Genomic DNA, 21,103 nt, shown 5'->3' with positions numbered 1-21,103 from the left:
AACAAAGATACCCCTTTATTTACTTTAGTAACAGACTGGAAACAAAGACCAAAAACGGAATAAAAATACTTGCAATGAGCACTACCTCCGTGATATTGGCGCGTTGTATCGATTCTACATAGTTCGTTATAAAAATGACAGCTGGGAAAAAGGTGACCATCAGGGGATCCGCGCCAGGTGTCGATACCAATGTTTTTAAAAGAATACCTAAAATAAAAGACAAAACAACCAATCGCATCGTCACTATTTTGCCAAGGCCGGTTTTTCCTAATTTCAGAAACGAAAAAACAGTCGTAAAAAGGACGATGAAAATATAGATGATGAATTTAGAGCTATTGCCCCAATCCAAAAAATAGGAAACATTGAATTTGAGGTCGAAAGCATAGTGTTCTAGTAAAAAAGAGGTGTTATTGGCCAATATCAAAATGCAATACGTTATCACGAAAAATGCAAAGATTCCGGTAAAGGGCACCATCCAATTTCTAATATTCTTTGGCTCGTAAATATATATCGCCGCAAAAACGAGAAGGAAAAATATTAAGGCCCATTCATAAAAAAGGCTAGAAATCAATACCCATAACGTTGCATCAAAAATCTTCAGCTTTATGTTTTTCAATGATCGAACGCTTATCAGCCTTCGAGTCGCCAACAATAAAAAAAAGCTACATAGAATTGCGTTGTTGTCGGCCAAAGTTTCAGGAAACACCAACATGAGCATGGCGTAAAATAACATGGCAAAAGAATTAGGGCCCGTCATTTTATTGCGTTTGACGATAAAGTTGACCACGAAAACACTGAACAATAAAACCGTTAAAACCAATGTTTTTAGAAGAAGCTGTTCATTGGTGTTCGTGCTATCTGAAACAAAAAAGTGCACTATCCAATACAGCAAGAACAAAAAAGTGAGAACAATGATGTGATTTATGGGTTTTGTTTTACCAAAAATGCTGGAAATCATCTTGAGAGACTGTTTGGAAGTTTGAACATTGTTTTTTTACGCTCCTTTTTGCGCGTCATTTCGTTAAAATTTTTAACCGTAGCCCTGATATGTTGAAAAAAATTGCCTCATTCCGCATCAAAAATGATCTATAAAAATTCCAATGACAAATTTCCAAACAGTCCCTAATATTTTATACTTTTGTTGCACAAATATAGCTAAGTTGTTCATAGCTGAAGTTCCTTGATTGCCATTTCACAATTTAGGAACTTGTTTAAAAACAAAATTATGTGGCGTTCTTTTTTCGAAGGTATTGAAGATTTATTCGTAGACGTGCTTTTTGCACCTTTTGATTTTTTTAGGTTCATGGACAGTTGGTGGGGTGCAAATGCAATAAACTGGATTTTAGCGATCATCGGTTTTGCAGCATTTATCTACTGGATGTTGCAGCTCAAACAATATAACGACAAGGGGGAAGAGGACAAAAGTATTACCTCACATTCTTATTTGTAGGAATCTCTCCTAACCGTCTTAAGAGGATGGGTTTTTAAAGCACCTCGAATTTTCAAAGGTCGAACCCGATATCACGACGATAGTTCATCCCCTCGAAATGTAGTTTTTCAATGGATTCATAGGATTTTTCAAGGGCGTCCTTGAAATGAGAACCATAAGATGAAATAGCCATGACCCTGCCTCCGTTGGTGAAGACTTTTTCGTTTTCAAGTCGCGTGCCCGCGTGAAAGACCATTGATTCCTTGACCTTTTCCAGCCCTGAAATTTCTTTTCCCTTTTCGTAGGCTTCAGGATAGCCTCCTGAAACCATCATAACCGTGGCGACCGTTCGTTTATCGATGATCAAATCGATTTCGTCCAACCGTTGATTCGCGACTGCTTCAAGGACATTCAATAGGTCGTTCTGAATTCTTGGTAATACGACCTCGGTCTCCGGATCCCCTAGACGAACGTTATATTCTATGACATAGGGATCATCGCCAACTTTAATCAATCCTATGAAAATAAAACCTTTGTAAGGAAGGTGGTCCATTTTAAGCCCTTCTACGGTCGGTTTGACGATTCTCTCGTGTATCTTATCCATAAACACATTATCAGCGAAAGGAACGGGAGAAATAGCCCCCATGCCGCCTGTATTGAGTCCGGTGTCACCCTCGCCGATGCGTTTATAATCTTTTGCCGTGGGTAAAACCTTGTAACCTTTACCGTCAGTAAGTACGAAAACACTAAGTTCAATACCTGACAGAAACTCTTCTATGACCACCGTTGTACTTGCACTGCCGAACTTCGCATCGACCAGCATCGTTTTCAGTTCGTCTTTGGCTTCTTGAAGATCGTTCAGGATCAATACACCTTTACCCGCTGCAAGACCGTCGGCTTTCAATACGTATGGCGGGGTCAAGTTTTCCAAGAAAGCATATCCCTCTTCAAGGGTTTCGGAAGTAAAGCTTTGATAGGCAGCCGTGGGAATATTGTGCCGCATCATAAACTCCTTGGCAAACTCCTTACTTCCTTCCAATGTTGCCGCGGCCTTTTGTGGCCCGATCACCGAAACAGTTTTCAACGCACTATCCTGGAGGAAGAAATCATGTACCCCATTGACCAAGGGATCCTCCGGCCCGACGACCACCAACTGAATATCATTCTCGAGAACCGCGCTCTTAATCGCATGGAAGTCATTTACACCAATCGGTATGTTTTTGGCTATTAAGGCAGTCCCGGCATTACCAGGGGCCACAAAAAGATTTTTCACTTTTGGGCTTTGATTTAACTTCCATGCCAAAGTATGCTCACGCCCTCCAGCACCTAGAATCAGAATATTCATTTCACTCAGTTTTTGGCAAAAGTAAACATGTTATGCGCAAAAACAACCCCAATGGTATTCAAAGGATACATGCTCGGGAAACAATGTATCAATCCACTAAGGAATCATGGACCAATGGAATCAGTAAAGAAGCAATTAGCTAAGAACGAAAGCCTGCAGGTAATTCTTGCAGGGTATTTGATTGCTAAAAGGTGGCTGGGCACATTTCCAACAATCTATGATGACCTTTGTGCGTTTCGTCGATAACCCGTTGTATTAATCGGATGTAACGTAGTGTTTATGGGCATCCTTGATAAATCGTATACGATTTTATTTTCAATTTTGAGAAAAATCTCACGTAACACCAATGTTTTACGTACCTACACGCTAATTTCGCGCATTCCGATGACCATACTTTTACAAAATGGAAACCGATTTTTGGTAGAAGTAAAAAGCTAAGTCTTCCTTAAAGCCCAATGAACAAGACCTTAGCCAAGACTTGGTGTCAAGTCAGCTAAAATTTTTAGAAAAACCAGCTTAGGATTTCGACTTTTAAGTCGTTCATTTTCGCAAGTTAATGACGATTGACCTAAAAAAATTGTCGATGCTCTTTTTGTTGCAACTCTTTCAAAGACAATGACTTAAAATAATCGTATACGATTTTAAGTCCTTGTGAGCGTTCTACTTTTGGCTCCCAGCCCAGAATTTCCTTTGCCCTGGCGATATCAGGTTGTCTTTGTAGTGGGTCATCTTTGGGCAAGGGCTTATAAACTATCTTTTGATTGGTTCCGGTAAGCTTTATTATCTCCTCGGCGAACTCTTTTATAGTCGTTTCATGTGGATTTCCAATATTAATAGGATCTGTGTAATCGCTAAACAACAATCTGTAGATACCCTCTACTTGATCATCGATATAACAGAAAGAGCGCGTTTGCGAACCATCACCGAATACCGTCAAATCTTCTCCACGAAGTGCCTGCCCCATAAAGGCCGGTACTACTCGACCATCGTTAAGACGCATGCGAGATCCGTACGTATTGAAAATACGCACTATTCGCGTATCGAGACCGTGAAAACGATGATATGCCATAGTTATCGACTCCATAAACCGTTTGGCCTCATCATATACGCCTCTAGGACCAACGGGGCTTACATTACCGTAGTAGTCCTCATTTTGAGGGTGAACCAAGGGGTCACCATATACTTCCGAAGTAGAAGCTACCAAAATAGTGGCATTCTTTTCTTTGGCCAACCCTAATAGATTCAATGTGCCTAACGAACCTACCTTTAATGTCTCAATTGGTATTTTCAGATAATCTATTGGGCTTGCTGGCGAAGCGAAATGCAAGATATAATCTAGTTTTCCCGGCAGATGAACAAAAGTCGTAACATCATGGTGATGGAACTCAAAATGTTCTAGCGGAAAAAGATGCTCAATATTCTTTAAATCACCCGTAATAAGGTTGTCCATTCCGATAACATGAAACCCTTCCTTTATAAACCTATCACATAAATGGGAGCCCAAAAAACCGGCCGCGCCCGTTATCAATACTTTCTTCATTGAATTTCTTCCTCTTTTCTTGATTCCACATCCATATTTCGCCGTTTCTTTTTCTTCCCGTTCGAATCTTCCACCTTTGCCTTTATCTTGTTCACTTTTCTACGCAGCATAATTTTTTGCTTTAGCGTAGCAAAACTGTAATTGTACTTAAAGAAAATATAGCCGAGAGCCACCACCACGGTAACAAGCATAATGACCATACCCAGGTTTTTTGCCGTACTGCCCAATACAATGAAAAGCATAACAAAAAGCAAATTGAAACACCCAATAATAAAGCTGGCCTGCTTATGGGAAAGTCCCCAATAGTCTATAAGTACATGATGAGTATGATTCCGATCAGGAGAAAATGGAGCCTTTTTGTTCGCAATTCGGATGGCAAAAACTCTTGCCGTATCGAACAGAGGTACGATTAGAATACTTATGGCAATCAAAGGTGCATTCTCTAGAAGAAAAGGTAATTCAGTATAGACATGTGGACGCAACGCAAGGAATTTAAGCGTTAAAATACTGATTACGAAGCCCACGATCAAAGACCCGGTATCGCCCATGAAAATCTTTTTGTCGGAAGATAAATTAAACCCTAAAAAAGCCATTAAACAGGCGTTCATTGTGATACTTACCAAAGCAAAGAAATACTCTTTGGTCAAGTAAAAAATCGTGGTAAAAATGACCATGATCACAATGCCAACGACCGATGCGAGTCCGTCAATACCATCTATTAGATTGTACGAATTGATGATAGTGAGCATCATAAAACCGCCAATAATCAAAAATAGGTAGTACGGAATCTCATTGATGTTCAAAAACCCGTTGAGCGAATGAATCGTAAAACTCGGATTGGCCAATATAAAAGCTATGGCCAAGACCTGCGCCATAAGCTTCGCCCCAGGCGATATGACGACCAAATCATCTTTGAGGCCTACTATAAAAAGTATGGTGAGGCCCGGTATTATATACATGCCTTCGGCAAGCGTCGTCCATCCTTTGATGAAAAAAAAGGCAAATATCAGCGTATAGAAAAAAGCCACACCGCCCAAGGTGGGCGTTCGGCTCTTGTGAGAGCTTCTATGGTTGGGACTGTCCATTAGGCGGCGATATTCCACCACGCCAATGATTTTCGGAATCGTCAAATACACCAAGAGAAAAGACCCAATAAAAATCGAGACCGCGGTTTCTAAGAAGTTCATATTCCTTTGGTTGTTTGTAAAAAATATCTCTATCCTTTTGGCTTTAGCAAGATTGGCCATAGCCCGACATATTCTAAAAGTAAATTTAAGACGCTTGCGCCTATCTACCTAATAATCAAAACAAATACTGCAATTTATAAAATATGCTGATTAGTCTTTTTTTGAAGCGAACTTCATCAACAACACTTCTAAATTGTGGAGCAACGTCGCCTTTTCAAAGTTCGAGCGATAGTACGAAGTCGCGTTGTTTTGCATTTGTTCCCTTTCTGTGGAAGTTATATTTTTCAAGGCTACGGCCCTTTGCGCCAGTGATTCATAATCCCCTGCCGCTACCGCATATCCACAACCACTTTCGTTGATCATTGTATTGGCCTCCCCATTGATCATCCCGAGAATAATTTTCCGGGAAGCCATATATGCTTGAATTTTTGCCGGAACGGTCAATCTAAAAATGGGCTCATCCTTTAGGGATACCAGCATGGCATCGGCCTTTGCGAAGAACAAGGGCATAGCGGCCAAAGGATGGCGCCCCATCAAATGAATGTTTTTTAGCCCCTTATTTGAAATCTCGGCTTCTAGCCAAGCGAACTTTCGCCCGTCGCCTACAATGATAAAATCAATATGTTCTTCTTGCACCAACTCCGCAGCGAGCACGATGGATTCAAAGTCTTGGGCATCACCAATATTTCCGGCGAACATGATGTTGAACCCCTCTGGGAATTCAGGAACTTCATAATCTATTTTAACTTCCGAAATAAAGGTGTCCTCTGCCCAATTCGGGAAGTACTCGATTTTTTCACTTTCTTGAATCTTCTCTTCTATTGAACCTCTAAACGATCGGGAACTGACCAAAATCTTATCCGACTTACGATAAATATACCTGACAACGCGATTGAGAAATGCGTAAACCTGTTTGTTCTTAATATTTGTAGTTGCGGCGACACTTTCAGGCCAAAGGTCCAATATCCAGATAACCAACGGTATATTCCATCTTTTCTTTAGCCAAATTGCGGGCAAGGCCGATGTTATGGGAGATGTGAGATGTGAAAAAATAATATCATATCCCTTTTTTAGTCGAAATAGCGAGCTTAGGTATGCAAAAAAAATAAAGGAAACATAGTTCAGCACCAGTAGCATGGCTCCACCCTTTTCCCTGGGCACAATCGGACAACGGATAATGTTCACACCCCTATGAACTTCCTTTCGCTTAGAAAACATACCGTATCCCTCATAAAACTTCCCTTTGGGGTAATTGGGCTTCGCGGTAAGCACGGTCACTCTATGCCCTTTTTCGACCAGATCAAAAGCGATATCATTGACCTTAAAGTCTTCGGGCCAGAAGTATTGTGAAACGATCAATATGTTCATCGGCCTTGGGTCATCCATTTCGAATCACCCTTTTCAAAAGTTCAATAGCCAATACCCATCGTATTTTCATTTTCTGCATAAAGGTATACGGACTTGTCTGTTCCGACATTGCATCGCCTTCGTCGTTTTGGGAAAAATTGGTTCCATGTCTTCTGAAATAATGTAATTTTTCAGGAATAAAAACCGTCGAACCATAGATTTCGCCCATAAGGCCCATCCAGTTGTCATGGCTCGCAATGTTTTTGGGAAATGGGAGTGCTTTTTCAACAATTCTCTTATGAAAGGCCATACAACATCCCAAATAAGTGTTCTTGACCCAGTTCTTTGTAAGTCCACTTCCGGCATTGATGATGCTATAGAACGAATCGTTGATTACGTTCAGTTTGCCATCGACCACCCAACAGTCACAGACTACAAGCTCATGCTCTTGTAACGCCTTTGACACTGTCGAAACCCTTTCAGGATGCCAAACGTCATCTTGATCGGCCAAAAAAATCAAATCTCCCGTAGCTTTGGACATGGCGTTGCCAAAATTACCGATATGCCCTTTGTTCTTGGGCTCGTTCATGAATATTTTAATTCTGGGGTCATCGAAAGATCGGGCAATGGCCAAGGTATCATCGGGCGAATAATCGTCGGAAATAATCACTTCGTCATCCGTACCCAAGCAGACCAAAATGGACTCAAGTTGTTCCTTTATGAACAAGGCACCCTTATAGGTCGCCATGCAGACCGAGATTTTTCTGCTCATGGAACTTTTTTAGTTTTTCAAAAATAACAAGTGTAATGAACAAAAAGGTCATGCCCATCGAATTTGTCAAATAGGGATTAAAAACAGATTGCAGATACACAAAAGAAATGCCGAACAAAAAAGGCCTGGTGTCTATGAATGTTTCATCTTTAATTTTTCCTCGGTAGACGTTATAATTACGTGCTTTAAAGAAAACATAGACCAAGAGGAAACCCCAAGAGGCAAGCCCCAAAATACCTTGTTTATGAAAGAGTTCCAAATACATGATTTCCATGTGGCCTGGACGGATAGGTACGCCTACCCCGTAGCCATGCCCGATTAAAAAACTGATCGGATCCACCCGTTCGACTACCTGCTGTATTTGGGTAAAGCGAATGCTGTCGGATATGTTCTTGTTACCCAGTTGTTCGAGGGCGGCAGGAACAAAGGCCAAGGCCGTAATGACAATAGCCGATATTACCACGATATTCAATACCCGATTTTGACGCGCGACCAAAAAACGATATACGATGTAGAAGAAGGTCATTCCGAAAATCAACAGCATATACGCCCTAACCAAGGTAAGCATGATGGCCACGAAAATCAGTATAATCTTCAAGGTATTCCATTTGCTCCTCGGGGCAAAAAAGTAGAAGAAATAGCCGATGGCCACGTAGACAAAGCCCTTGTAGATCATGGCGATTTCCCCACGAAATCCAAATTCGGCAAAGTACTCGGGTTTCGACATGGCCTGATAAATTGTCAAGTAGGGAATCAGCTTTAGGTTTAGGACTACAAAAAATATAAGGTAGGCAAGAGCCATGAAGATGGCTGCGAACTTAAGAAGCCGTACTACTTTATTCGCAATACGATAATTACTGATCATAATGTCAAAAAAGGGCAAGATGAAAAAAAAGGAAACCATCTTGACATCATCGAAAATTCTGGAATAATCTTCACTGTTAAAAATACCCCGTACAATAGCCAGCGTAAAGACACAAAGAAAGATCAACATGAGGGCGATCGTAGTCTTCATTAGTCTTTTCCCTGCAATCAGTAACAATCCAAGGCCTAAAAGGCCTAGAAGAAATAGGTACATTCGTAACGTAAGGGGGCCGAAAGTGGTCAATCTGCCCGCACCGCCCAAAAAAGTTCCAGCAAGAATATCGTAAAGAATATTCCGGATAGCGAGGTGCTTCCTAGTCGTATCTTTAGCGGTATTTTCATACTGACCTTGTCCATTCCTTAAGCAACACTTTTACAAAAAAGAGGGTTCTGAACTGCAAACTTAACTTTATGGCCCGCAGTTTGCAAACGATGAAATACTGAATGCCCGAAAGAAAACTACCGCTTCCGGCAATATGCGCCCCTTCGCAAAAAATCTTGAACCGCGTCTTGATGCTTTCTAGATTCGTATCATCGCTTGAAGAAAGACTGTGCCGATTGTCCGCTGGTATGACGAACATTTCCTTATAAACCTTCTGGACTCTCCCCAAAAATTCGTGATCACTAAAATCTAGTTTGATTTTTTCATTGTATCCCCCTACTTTACGAAAAACCTCAATGGAAAGCAGTAATAGGCTGTTGATAGGGCGTATTCGGGCCAAATCGATTACACCGCTTGGAACATAATGCATTCGAAATCCTCTTTTGAAGCGATATTTTGATGGGGATATCAATCGATCATCCGAACCGAACAGGGTGGTCGAAAAAACGTGCATTCCATGTTCTTGGTTGACATGTTCTAAAAAGAGCGAAAGCATGTCTTTTGCTATTTGAGTATCTTGGTCTAGAAACAGAATCCATTTTTTGTTTTTGGCCTTGGCAATTTCCACTGCACGATTATATGCCTTGCCAATACCAGGGTTTGTTACATCGCTTATATATTGGACTTTGAAGCCATTACTCTCAAAAAATTCCGGACGGTTTTGAGACTCTGGAGTATTGTCGTGCACTACCAAATCGATGAGTTCACTACCTGAATCGCCCATGGTCAGTGTTCTGAAAGAAGTACTGTCTTCCAGTACCGTGCGGTACAACACTAAAGTGACTAAAAAATCACGATACGAATAATGATGGTCAGGTGGTACCTCACTCACTTTTCAAGAGATTTTTATGAAGTAGAAGGCCGTTGAAAAATACGAAGAACAAAATGCCATGTGCCCTGCTTAACGTACTTTCAGCCAACATGTTGATAACGACTAGCATAATAAAGACAAGATACAAGTAATCTTTGTTCTTGAACGCGATACGACCATTGAAAATAAGAAGGCTCAGAAAAGCGAGCAGAACGATGATACCGCCCGCTATCCATAAAAAAGCGTAATAGTTGTGCGTATTTAGCTGTTGATTTACCGTATCGAGTTGCTGCTTTCCTTTAGCGGTGAGACCGGCATAGCAGGCATCTAATTTATCTTGTACATCGCCAATTCCATAACCGAAAAAGGTAGATTCGGATATGAGATTTTGGTTGCATTTGTTGATATTGTTCCTATCATCGTTTTTGAGCATCTTGAAGAGATTGTGGATTATATACTGGGGATTCTCATACGTAACATATTCCTCATAGGTTCCTTTTTCATAGGTTTCCATAGGTTCACCAGATTTAAGTTTGATAAAAGTCGCGATGACAACCAAAACTACCATCACGACAAAAATCATCTTTTGCTGAATTGACTTCAATGTTAGAAGAATAAGTATTGGAACCAAAAGAACTATCAAAAACAGGTTCGTCAAGGAAAAAAGATAGACTAGGGCAATCGCAAATAGGATTAAAATAAAAATCAGGACGCTTTTTTTATACTTATTGGTATTTCTACTGAAAAGCATAGCGCTCCCCAGTAGAACACCCCACAATAAATTCTGGGAAGCGTAGGTTTTATGCACATAGAGCTTATTTTCTACAGTCTGGCGGGCATAGTATAAAGCCTCGTAAAAAGTACCGTTCCAAAGACTTTTTAATTGTTCCACTAAACTTTTATCCTTTAAGCCTTCAAAGAGAATCAGCCCAGGGCTTGTGGTTACCGCAAAGTCGCTTGCGTTGTTGACCAAGTACTGGAACAAATAAACCAGAAAACAGAGGTTCGCAATGATAAAGGCCCAAAACAAAGTTTGCAATCTTTTTTGGTCGATTCGAGGTGGGAAATAGAGAAACACCAACGGAAAAACTAAGAATGGAAGCCCTTTTTCCAATTGTACCAACCCATTTTTTAGATTCGCGGAATACAGCAAGGTAATAGCCAACAAAAGAAAGAAAGCGACATTGGCAATGAACGGCAGCCAACCTCGACGCTTTAGATATTGATCAAAAGACCCGTAATTGCATAGCAAACAGCCCAAGGCAAATGCGATAATGGCCACCGAAATCATTCCGAAACGCATTATCGGAAAGAAGCAAAGTACGATGAGAAGAAAATAGGGTAGCTTATCCCTCAGTGCCGTCAAGCGATGATTTCCAGAATGCTCCATGTGCTGTTACACTGTGGGTAGTTTAGTTTTTACCGTGTCCAAAATTAATGGAAAACAAGGCATGTTGGTTCAGCTCACTTGAAGTATTGCATCAAATACCAGGAATCGAAAGCTGGTGTTCCCCATTTATTGTGTTAATTTTAGGGCGATCAATAATTCCCTAAACATGTTCAAAGATAAGACCCTTTTGATAACGGGCGGTACTGGATCTTTCGGAAATGCCGTTCTCAACCGCTTTTTACAGACCGAAATCAAAGAAATACGCATTTTTAGCCGCGATGAAAAAAAGCAGGACGATATGCGTACACAACTTAAGAACAAAAAGGTCAAGTTCTATATAGGCGATGTCCGCGATTATGATAGCATCTCCAGGGCCATGAGCGGGGTGGATTATGTTTTTCATGCCGCAGCCCTGAAACAAGTGCCGTCTTGTGAGTTCTTCCCACTTGAGGCGACCAAGACCAACGTTTTTGGTACTCAAAATACCATCGATGCCGCCGTGGCGCACAAGGTTGAAAAAATCATTTGCCTAAGTACTGACAAGGCAGCCTACCCGATAAATGCCATGGGCATCAGCAAGGCCTTGATGGAAAAGGTAGCCGTTGCGGCCTCTCGCAACATTCCGGAAGACAGCACGACCGTCTGCTTGACACGTTATGGAAATGTGATGGCCTCGCGGGGATCCGTGATTCCTCTTTTTGTCAAACAGATCAAAGATGGAACGCCACTGACCATTACCGACCCGAAGATGACCCGGTTTTTAATGTCGTTGGAAGATGCCGTCGACCTAGTACTTTTCGCCTTTGAGCATGGAAACCAAGGCGACCTTTTTGTGAATAAAGCCCCGGCCAGTACCATTGGTGACCTTGCCGTTGCCCTAAAGGATATTTTCAAAAGCGATAATGAAATCAAGATCATCGGTACCCGTCATGGTGAAAAGCTCTATGAAACCCTTTGCACTCGCGAAGAAATGCAAAAGGCCGAGGATATGGGCGAGTTCTATCGTATTCCTGCGGATAATCGCGATCTGAATTACAGCCGGTATTATTCCGAAGGAGAGACGGACATCAGTGAAATCGAGGATTATCATTCTCATAATACCTTACGCCTTTCAGGAGACGGCATCAAGTCATTGTTGAATAATTTGGATTATATCAAGGAGGAACTTTAGATGAACGGAACGATGTTTTTTGAGGGTTCAAGCCATATGGATGAGCGAGGAAAACTGAAATTTTTCAATACCTTCGATATGAAGGAAATCGTTCGCATGTACGAAATTACACCCCGTTCCGTGGATGTTATCCGTGCGTGGCAAGGTCACAAGGAAGAAAAAAGTGGTTCTACTGCCCTTCGGGAAGGGTCGTCATCAACCTCATTGAAATTGATGATTTCGAGAACCCTTCAAAAACATTGAAAGCGGAACGATTTATACTGAACGGCGAAGAACCCAACATTTTAGAGGTTCCGGGAGGCTTTGCCAACGGGTTCAAGGCGGTTTCGAAAGGAGCCCAATTAATCGTCTTCTCCAATTTTTCTGTGGCTCGATCGCAACAAGACGATTATAGATATCCTTTGGAACAGTGGTCGGCAGATTGGTAAAGTATAAGATAGTGAATAATGGATAAGCAATTTAAGGCCGAAAATCCTCTTGCCCTACCCCTAAAGGGTAAGGATTTTCTAGATTTGGTTTTTTCACGAAGAATTTTTCTCCCTTCAGGGCAGGGGAAAAGAAAAATTCCGATTGTTTGCTTATCCATTATTCAAGTTAAAACAAGGTTAGCATATATGCAAAAAATAGGGATTACAGGGCAAAACGGATTTGTAGGCAACCATTTATATCGAACCTTGGCGCTCGACCAGGGTTTCGAACTCATCCCTTTTGACCGGTCTGCCTTTGAAAATGTCACGCTTTTGGAAGAATTTGTATCAAAATGTGATATCATAGTGCATCTTGCCGCCATGAATCGGCATGAAGACCAAAACATCATCTACAAAACCAATATCGAGCTGGTCTCGAAATTGATTTCGGCCTGTGAAAAACGAAGTGTTACACCGCATATTCTTTTTTCTTCGTCAACCCAAGAAGAAAAAGACAACCTGTACGGCAAATCTAAAAAAGAAGGGAAGGAAAAATTGATGGCATGGGCGGATTCCAATGGCGGTCGGTTTACGTCGCTGACCATTCCGAATGTGTTTGGTCCATTCGGAAAACCGAACTACAATTCCGTGGTGGCAACATTTTGCCATAAAATTGCAAGAAATGAGGAACCGACCATTATTAACGATGGCGAAGTCGGGTTGATCTATGTGAATGAACTGGTACAATTGTTCATTGACATTATCAAGGAGAGGCTGCGGTTGAACCGATTGGAAAAAATAGTTATCAATTGGATATTCCTCCGAACCATCATAAAAAAGTATCGGAGATTCTAGAGCTATTGAAATCCTATAAATCCGATTATATGGAGAACGGAGTTTTTCCGAACTTGGAAGACGCCTTCGGAAAGGCTTTGTTCAATACCTTTCGGTGTTATGTTCCCGAATCACATTATCCTGTAAAATATACCAAGCATACCGACCCTAGGGGAAGTTTTGTTGAAATCGCACGTACCCAAACCAGTGGACAGTTCTCTTTTTCGACAACCGTTTCGGGGATTACTCGAGGCAATCACTATCATACCCGAAAAGCGGAGCGTTTTGCCGTTATCAGCGGAAAAGCACTGATTCAATTACGAAAAATCGGTACGGAAGAAGTTATCAATTATTATCTCGATGGAACCGAACCCGCTTATGTCGACATGCCGATTTGGTATACGCATAATATTAAAAATATCGGGGAGGACGAATTGATTACCCTGTTTTGGATCAATGAACCGTATGATCCAGAGGATGCGGATACGTACTTTGAGGATGTGTGATGTTGGAAAAACGTAATTTTGCCTATCAAAACCTAATAACGATTATATTTTGAAAAAACTAAAAGTAATGACCGTTGTAGGCACAAGGCCCGAGATCATTCGGCTTGCCTGCGTTTTGAACGCTCTGGACAAAAACGATGCCATCGACCATACTTTGGTACATACCGGTCAGAACTATGACTATGAACTCAATGAAATATTCTTTGATGACCTGGGCATTCGTAAGCCTGACCATTTTCTAAATGCAGCGGGCAAAAATGCCACCGAGACGGTGGGGAACATCCTGATAAAAATTGATCCACTGCTGGAGGAAATAAATCCGGATGCATTTTTGGTCTTGGGAGATACCAATTCATGCCTTTGCGCTATTCCTGCCAAGAAGAGGAAAATCCCGATTTTTCATATGGAAGCGGGGAATCGTTGTTTTGACCAGCGGGTGCCCGAAGAGACCAACCGAAAAATCGTAGACCATATTTCAGATGTCAATCTCACTTACAGCGACATCGCCCGTGAATATCTACTTCGCGAAGGTCTACCTGCCGACCGTATCATCAAAACCGGAAGCCCAATGTTCGAAGTATTGGGCCAATTCAAGGAAAAAATAAAAAAGTCTACCATTCTCGAAGACCTCAACTTGAAAAGTGAGGAATATTTTGTGGTCTCCTCCCATCGTGAAGAAAATATCAGCGACCCGAAAAACTTTAAGGGACTCATTACCTCCCTGAATCAAATCGCGGAAAAATACAAGTACCCCATAATCGTTTCGACCCACCCGCGCACGCAAAAAATGTTGGACTCAAAAGGGTTGAAGACCCATGAATTGATCCAGTTTATGAAACCTATGGGTTTTACCGATTACAATGCCCTGCAGCTCCATTCTTTCGCCGTACTCTCCGATAGTGGCACCATTTCCGAAGAATCATCGATACTGAACTTTAGGGCCTTGAATATCCGAGAAGCACACGAACGGCCCGAAGCTATGGAAGAGGCATCCGTCATGATGGTCGGCATGAATCCTGAACGTATTTTACAAGGTTTGGTGGCCCTGGAAGCTCAAAAAAGAGACCCAGAACGTTCGTTTCGACTTGTTGCCGATTATGCCATGCCCAACGTAAGCAAGAAAGTTGTACGCATCATCTTGTCGTATGTGGATTATATAAATCGAGTAGTTTGGGGGAAGTAAATTACCTCGGGACAAGCCCGCCTGAATGACGAAATCGGGCAGGTCTTGGAGCATTTAAATCTTAAATATCGATTAATAAAATAATTTCTATTCTTTGTTATGGCTATTTTTCAATTGGCTTGTTTGTTGGCCGTACTTATTGCCGTAAGGACTCTTATCCCTATTGCCAATAAAATTCTTGCTTTTGCTATTTCAGCCGTTTTTGGGATACTCTTTGCTGTACAATTCAGTTCTGTAATCCTTACAGGGAATGTTGCCGATTACCGATTCTATGAGAATTTCAGTCTGACCGATGCCACATCGGTTTCCGAGTTTTTTGGTGCTGAGTTGTTATACATTATTTTGGCCTTGCTACTTTCTACGTTGACGATTCATGTGGTATCAAAAGTGATACAAAGCAGGTTTTCCATGAAAATCATACCTCTTGCAGCGTTCGCAATAGGTTTGATCGCCATGAGTTTCAATGGGGGGATCATTAACAACGCCTATGATACGTTACGGTTAAAATTTGCGGGGAGCGCTACCTTCGAAGATGCACTTTCCGCCTTGGAAATCGACCCAGACGATTATGTCTCAAAAAGCGAGATCAAGGCCAGTCCAGGAAAAAATATCGTGGTATTATCACTAGAATCTTTTGAAAAAGGATACTTAGGGAAAAAGCTTGGCCATCTTACACCCAATATGACACGTCTGGCAAACGAGGGGGCATTGTACGATATGCTACAGTCCCCAGCAGGTGGTTGGACTTCTGCTTCTTTGTATACTTTTATCTCAGGTGTACCTGCATTTTTCGGGCTTCATGGCAACAGCGTGTTCCAGAACAATTATGAGAACAAGCTTACGACCTTGGCGGATGTTTTAAAAAGTGCCGACTATGATATCCAATATTTTATAGGGAACAAGGAATACTCCGGCATAGAAGACATGTTAAAAACATTTGGCTTTTCGGTAAAATCGGAAAAGGATTTTGAGACTCCGTACGAAAAATTGGTCTGGGGCATTCATGACAAAGACCTTTTTGAAGAGTTCAAGAAAGAATTGAAAAAGAAAAAGGGTTCAGACCGACCATTTGCTTTATTCTTATCCTCGATTTCGACACATTTTCCGAATGGGGTGCTAGATAAACGATTGGAAGAAGTCTTGCCCCCACAAACTACCAATCTGGAATTTATGGCTTCGGCTACAGATTATTTTGTGGGCGATTTAGTTGCTTTTTTAGAAAGTGAAGGTATGCTTTCCAATACCATTTTCTATATTTTCCCGGATCATCTTTTAATGGGTAATACTTCTCCTGTCATTTCAAACTTTGACGAACGTTCACTCTTTTTATTGACCAATGCGGATCCAAAAACTATTTCGAACCCAGAGGACAAACCGATTACGCAAATAGACTTGGCCAAAACCGTTTTAGAAGGAGCACAGATTCAACATAATGTCAAATTTTTGACGGATTTCATTCCTGAAGGGGATAAAAACGCTTTTTTAAACAAGCACAATGCCGATATCTTACGCTTGAACGATGCGGCTTTAAAAACTTTCAATTGCAAGGATGGAATTACAGTGGAAATTGATAAAGCCTCAAATTCTTTCATAGCTAAAAACAATGACGGTATATCTGTTGCAACAGGTAAACTTCCTTCAGGACCAAATTGCCATCGAATTTTATTCGACGATCAGATGCGACCGTTCGATCATCTTCCAGTAGCTTTCGAGGACATCTTGAAAGACCTTCCTGAATCGCCTTATCTTGATATTTTTACTTCGACAGGAGCTATCTATGCTTCCTTAAAGACCAAACCTAATTTCGGAATTACAAAAAAGGGGGTTCCAAAGTCAGTTTTGAAAGAGTAGACATGGACCTGCTACAAGAAATAGCCTTGACCCAACAAGAGGATTTTATCCGCGTGGTCAGCAATAGTTACAATGCTAAAAGCCAAAGTAGTTTCAGTATCGGGGAAAACACCGTGAAAATTTCACAAAGAGGACTTACTGTTGTGGTACTAAATACGCACAAGAAGTATGAATTAAAAACTTTCGATACCTACGGAAATGCCGTTGAAACTGATGAATTTGTTACCTTACTCAAGGAGTTGAAAAAAAATAATGTTCAGTATATTATTTTTGCACACGATTCGGCCCATAAGGCATTGGAAGCCTTTTCCGATAAACTTGAGGATATGGGGTTTTCCGAATTGAGCAATCTGGAAAACCGCGAAGCATACATATTTCATAATCTTCAAGAGGAGCCTATCGAAAAGACCGATGACCTTTCGATTGCTGTGGATATGGCTTATCCAAAAAATATTTCGAATAACACGACTTATTTTTCAAAACCGACTTCGGAGTACCTAAAGGATAATGATCGTTTTATAGCCCACGCCGGAGGAAGCATCGACAACCTCAAATATACCAATTCAAAAGAGGCCTTGGATTTTAATTATAAGAAGGGATTCCGTTTGTTCGAATTGGATATCAGTGAAACGAAAGATGGTCATTTTGTAGCTACCCATGATTGGAAACATTGGGCGACGCAGACCAACTATAAAGGAGAACTGCCTGTTACCCGAGCCGAATTCCTGTCCCATAAGATCTATGGAAAATATACACCTATGGCTATGGACGATATTAATACGTGGTTCAAAGAACACCTAGATGCTATCTTGATAACGGACAAAGTCAATAAACCCACCGCATTTTCTAAACAATTTGTAAACAAGGAACGAGTACTCATGGAATTGTTCACGTTGGAAGCGGTCGAAGAAGCTTCAAAAGCTGACATCGGCACCTTGATCTCGGCGCTGCCTTTAAGCAAGATAAAAGGGGATAAGCTTGAGTACCTAAAAAAACATAATGTCGCCGGAGTGGCCGTGCCAAGAGCCAATATTCCCGCTCAAAAGGCCCTGTTCGATATTTTGGGGGAAATGGTATCAAGGTCTATGTATATCAAGTTAATGTGGAACCTGGCAAGGACGAAAAATATGTTCTGGAAAATGAAATCGGTATGGTGTACGGCATGTACGCCGATGATTGGGTTTTTGATCCAAAATAAAAAATGATTTTAGATTCCCCTCCTGATTCCAGGAGGGGAGCTTTAAATCTTTCCAATATTTATGTTGTGATATCTACAAAACTTATCCAACCCCCTTCTCACGAAGTATCTGTTGTAAAAACGCAAGATTCCCGTTACGCTTCATAATCCAAAACACGAATGCGAGCCATACAACGGCACACCCAAGAATTAGGGCGAGATTTCCGGCAGTACCGTATCGTACCGCAAAATACAGTAATATGGAGGCGGATAAAACGAGAAGTGTGTTCACTTCAAAAAGGCCGATGGCGGGTATTTCTTGTTTACTATAGTAAAAATACATGCCAAAAAGTACCAGATGTACGATGACACTGACCCAAGCGGCGGATTCTATTCCGTATTTGGGGATTAAAATGAGGTTGAGTACAAGGCTAACAATCAAAGAAACCCCGACGGTAAGTACTCGATAGGCCTGCTTGTTCGAAATGGTCAAAATATTGCCCAATAATGAGGAAACTGTCCTTAAGATGATGACAATCGAAAAAGGCAATACCAAAATTGCCGCACTTACATATTCAGGCGTATACAGTATTTCAAGAATCTCACTATCAAAAGAAGTAAAAAGCAAGAACAAAGAACACCCGATAATCAAGAGGTACAAAAAGATTTTCGATACATGTTGGGAGATATCCTCCTGTTTATGATATTTAAAGGAAAGGTACGGCAACAAAACGCTGGAGACTATATCGGAAAACATCAATAGAATCAATATAATTCGAAATACCGATTGGTACAGTGCAACTTCCTCGGCACCCAAATACAATGAAATAATTTGGGTGTCTACCATAAAATAAAAAATACCCAAAAGCATATGCAAACCGAAAGACCAACTGTTGCCCAAAAGCTTTGCTATCTTCTTTTTGTTGAAAGAAAACCCTTTTAGCGTCACACGGTTCAAATAAAGCGTCCACCCCAACTGTACCATCCGACAGGCCAACAAGTACCAAACAAGCTGTAAAAGCTGCATTTCGAATTGCCAATAGGCCAAAACACAAAGGGTAACTACAAAAGCATAGATGCCGACCGTCTCAGTGTATTTGTGAAACCGGTTTTCGACCCGTAAAAGTGCCTGAAGATAACTGACAAACGATTGAGCGATCGCAATAAAGGTGTAGATACACCCGACCAAAAGCCAATCACCATCATAAAAAAGGAAGAGATAAATAAAGAATAGAACGGCACTGCCTAGCGACAACACCAGTTTAGCCATCAAGCTGTTCGAGATATAGCTGTTGTGCTCCCCGATTTTCTGTTGGGGATAATCTTTCATAATCATCAGGGAAAACCCAAAATCGGCGGCGATGGCGACCAGTGCGGCCAATGAAAATCCAAAACTAAGGATTCCGAATTCCTCTAAATCCATCAGCTTGGCCAAGACGATAAAAACGACGCTTCCGGTGTAGAGCTGGAGGGCCGAAGTAAGGGTAGACCAGAAGATGTTCTTTGATACGGTTGGCATTTATGGGTTTTGGTTTTGCACTTCGACTGCGCTCAGTGTGATAGGTTCTTGATTTGTGGTCTGAAAAGTACGAAATGCGAAATTAGAAGTACGAGGTTATGGGTGTTCTTTGCGGCTGAACTTATTCACTATACTTCTTTACTACCCACTGCAAACCTGAACTACCCCTATTTAATAAACTCATAAACTATAAACTTTTCTCCTAAACTTCTCTGGCCTCACAAGAATTCAATCAATCTGCACGGTGCCATCTAGACCGGATACATAGTTGGTCTTGATTCCAAGTTCTTCCATCCAGAGGCGTGTTTCAAAGGTCATAAAATTTCCGGTATTATAGTCGCGCCCATCGGCCCGGTTTTCCCAAAGCCATTTCGGGGTGGGCCACAGGGCGTAATCGGCATTTACAGCTTCATAAAATGTCTTGTCTACTCCATGCTGGCCGTGGTGTGCCATTTGTACGTAGTCAGCTTTCAATGCCGTTGGTTCAGTTTCCTTTAGTATGAATTTTCCTCCTTGGAGTCCGAGGTCGCCCAAAAACAATATTGATTTAGAGGCACTTTTTATGGTAAACACCAGTGATGAATTGTTTATTGCATTTTGCTTGATTTGCTCATTAAAAGCACCCAATACGTTCATTTTTACCCCGTCCCCTAAAAATAGTGTATCGCCCACTTTCATGGAGGCTATCTGCGTATTTGACGCATGTACGGTCCTATTGTATTCCCTCACCAAATCATAATTTACCGCTTCATTTTGCTGCACCCAATCTTCGGGCAAAGGCACATGGACGACCTGGTCTATTTGAATTTCGTCGTTTTTGAGAATCTCCAAGAACGCTCCGATATGATCCAAATGAGGGTGTGATAAAATCCACGTGTGTACTGTGCCACCCAACTCTTCTAGATACCGCTCCAAAATAGGTGCACTGATGATGCCGCCCCCATCGATGACCACAATATTTTCATCATCGGTTTTAAGAATGTAGGCCATTTGAACCTCTTCATAAAAAGGTTCCAATTGCCATAGCGAAAAGTCGTGGGTTCGTTCGGGAAAGTTTTTGATTTTTAGGGAAGACCGTTCAGTTTCTGAATTCGAACATGAAAATAGAAGGAGAAGAAAAAGAAAAACAACAGGATTAACGGAATTCCGAGAACATGACGCCATCCTCAAGGGCGTTTTTTTACTATCCATCATTATCAAAGCCATATTCTATCCAATACTATTCAAAGATACACAAAGCTACCCGTAGTACTTTCCATCTACAATAGAAAAGGCTGGTTTGAAAACCCTTAAAATAAACTTGCAATTGTATCTTTGCGCCAACCAATATGTACAAACACGATGTCAACACTGGGTAAACTCATCAAGGTCTTACAGGAAAAGGAGTA

18 protein-coding genes and 1 pseudogene are annotated in these 21,103 nt (G+C 41.3%); 8 read left to right on the top strand and 11 right to left on the bottom strand.

Annotated features, from left to right (window positions below):
• Positions 1-19 precede the first annotated feature (19 nt).
• Positions 20-958, bottom strand: coding sequence for a hypothetical protein (locus tag N8A86_RS08735; protein WP_273568698.1), 939 nt, complete (start codon positions 956-958; stop codon positions 20-22).
• Between the two features lie 267 nt (positions 959-1,225).
• Here N8A86_RS08735 and N8A86_RS08730 point away from each other — a divergent pair, with 267 nt between their 5' ends.
• A complete protein-coding gene (locus tag N8A86_RS08730; RefSeq protein ID WP_273568697.1) occupies positions 1,226-1,450 on the top strand; it encodes a DUF6341 family protein in 225 nt (74 codons plus the stop codon).
• A gap of 52 nt (positions 1,451-1,502) precedes the next feature.
• Here N8A86_RS08730 and purD read toward each other — a convergent pair whose 3' ends face one another.
• From purD to N8A86_RS08690, 8 genes are all read right to left on the bottom strand, one after another.
• Complete coding sequence (purD, locus tag N8A86_RS08725; protein ID WP_273568696.1) at positions 1,503-2,774, bottom strand: phosphoribosylamine--glycine ligase; 1,272 nt, start codon at positions 2,772-2,774, stop codon at positions 1,503-1,505.
• Positions 2,775-3,342: 568 nt separating this feature from the next.
• Entirely contained in the window at positions 3,343-4,314 is a 972-nt protein-coding gene (locus N8A86_RS08720) for a UDP-glucuronic acid decarboxylase family protein (protein WP_273568695.1), read from the bottom strand.
• On the bottom strand, positions 4,311-5,501 hold the full coding sequence (locus N8A86_RS08715) for a glycosyltransferase family 4 protein (RefSeq protein WP_273568694.1): 1,191 nt from the start codon (positions 5,499-5,501) through the stop codon (positions 4,311-4,313). The genes N8A86_RS08720 and N8A86_RS08715 overlap by 4 nt, the downstream gene beginning before the upstream one ends.
• A 150-nt stretch (positions 5,502-5,651) precedes the next feature.
• The gene (locus N8A86_RS08710; protein ID WP_273568693.1) at positions 5,652-6,887 is read right to left on the bottom strand and encodes a glycosyltransferase family 4 protein; all 1,236 of its coding nucleotides are present in this window, start codon (positions 6,885-6,887) and stop codon (positions 5,652-5,654) included.
• Complete coding sequence (locus N8A86_RS08705; protein ID WP_273568692.1) at positions 6,880-7,620, bottom strand: glycosyltransferase; 741 nt, start codon at positions 7,618-7,620, stop codon at positions 6,880-6,882. Before N8A86_RS08705 ends, N8A86_RS08710 begins: the two co-directional genes overlap by 8 nt.
• Entirely contained in the window at positions 7,583-8,635 is a 1,053-nt protein-coding gene (locus N8A86_RS08700) for a hypothetical protein (RefSeq protein ID WP_273568691.1), read from the bottom strand. The genes N8A86_RS08705 and N8A86_RS08700 overlap by 38 nt, the downstream gene beginning before the upstream one ends.
• Positions 8,636-8,822: 187 nt before the next feature.
• The gene (locus tag N8A86_RS08695; protein WP_273568690.1) at positions 8,823-9,698 is read right to left on the bottom strand and encodes a glycosyltransferase; all 876 of its coding nucleotides are present in this window, start codon (positions 9,696-9,698) and stop codon (positions 8,823-8,825) included.
• On the bottom strand, positions 9,691-11,067 hold the full coding sequence (locus N8A86_RS08690; RefSeq protein WP_273568689.1) for an O-antigen ligase family protein: 1,377 nt from the start codon (positions 11,065-11,067) through the stop codon (positions 9,691-9,693). The genes N8A86_RS08695 and N8A86_RS08690 overlap by 8 nt, the downstream gene beginning before the upstream one ends.
• Positions 11,068-11,233: 166 nt before the next feature.
• Between N8A86_RS08690 and N8A86_RS08685 the strand changes: the two genes are divergently transcribed.
• From N8A86_RS08685 to N8A86_RS08655, 7 genes and pseudogenes are all read left to right on the top strand, one after another.
• Positions 11,234-12,238 (top strand): polysaccharide biosynthesis protein, encoded by a 1,005-nt coding sequence (locus N8A86_RS08685; RefSeq protein ID WP_273568688.1) that lies wholly within the window; start codon positions 11,234-11,236, stop codon positions 12,236-12,238.
• On the top strand, positions 12,239-12,481 hold the full coding sequence (locus tag N8A86_RS08680; RefSeq protein ID WP_273568687.1) for a hypothetical protein: 243 nt from the start codon (positions 12,239-12,241) through the stop codon (positions 12,479-12,481).
• Positions 12,478-12,666: a hypothetical protein gene (locus tag N8A86_RS08675; protein WP_273568686.1), complete on the top strand. Its 189-nt coding sequence runs from the start codon at positions 12,478-12,480 to the stop codon at positions 12,664-12,666. Before N8A86_RS08680 ends, N8A86_RS08675 begins: the two co-directional genes overlap by 4 nt.
• 186 nt (positions 12,667-12,852) lie before the next feature.
• Positions 12,853-13,985, top strand: a pseudogene (locus N8A86_RS21995) (polysaccharide biosynthesis C-terminal domain-containing protein).
• 49 nt (positions 13,986-14,034) lie between these two features.
• The gene (gene wecB / locus N8A86_RS08665; protein WP_273568685.1) at positions 14,035-15,168 is read left to right on the top strand and encodes a non-hydrolyzing UDP-N-acetylglucosamine 2-epimerase; all 1,134 of its coding nucleotides are present in this window, start codon (positions 14,035-14,037) and stop codon (positions 15,166-15,168) included.
• A 99-nt stretch (positions 15,169-15,267) separates the two neighbouring features.
• The gene (locus tag N8A86_RS08660) at positions 15,268-17,019 is read left to right on the top strand and encodes an LTA synthase family protein (protein ID WP_273568684.1); all 1,752 of its coding nucleotides are present in this window, start codon (positions 15,268-15,270) and stop codon (positions 17,017-17,019) included.
• Positions 17,020-17,021: 2 nt separating this feature from the next.
• Positions 17,022-18,224 (top strand): interleukin-like EMT inducer domain-containing protein, encoded by a 1,203-nt coding sequence (locus tag N8A86_RS08655; RefSeq protein WP_273568683.1) that lies wholly within the window; start codon positions 17,022-17,024, stop codon positions 18,222-18,224.
• A 75-nt stretch (positions 18,225-18,299) separates the two neighbouring features.
• Here N8A86_RS08655 and N8A86_RS08650 read toward each other — a convergent pair whose 3' ends face one another.
• A complete protein-coding gene (locus tag N8A86_RS08650; protein ID WP_273568682.1) occupies positions 18,300-19,715 on the bottom strand; it encodes an oligosaccharide flippase family protein in 1,416 nt (471 codons plus the stop codon).
• Between the two features lie 228 nt (positions 19,716-19,943).
• A complete protein-coding gene (locus N8A86_RS08645; RefSeq protein ID WP_273568681.1) occupies positions 19,944-20,879 on the bottom strand; it encodes a ComEC/Rec2 family competence protein in 936 nt (311 codons plus the stop codon).
• Positions 20,880-21,103: the final 224 nt, after the last annotated feature.

Origin of the sequence: Maribacter halichondriae, assembly GCF_027474825.1 — a bacterium.
In the GTDB taxonomy this organism is placed as follows: domain Bacteria; phylum Bacteroidota; class Bacteroidia; order Flavobacteriales; family Flavobacteriaceae; genus Meishania; species Meishania halichondriae.
This window is presented reverse-complemented; position numbering and strand designations above follow the sequence as displayed.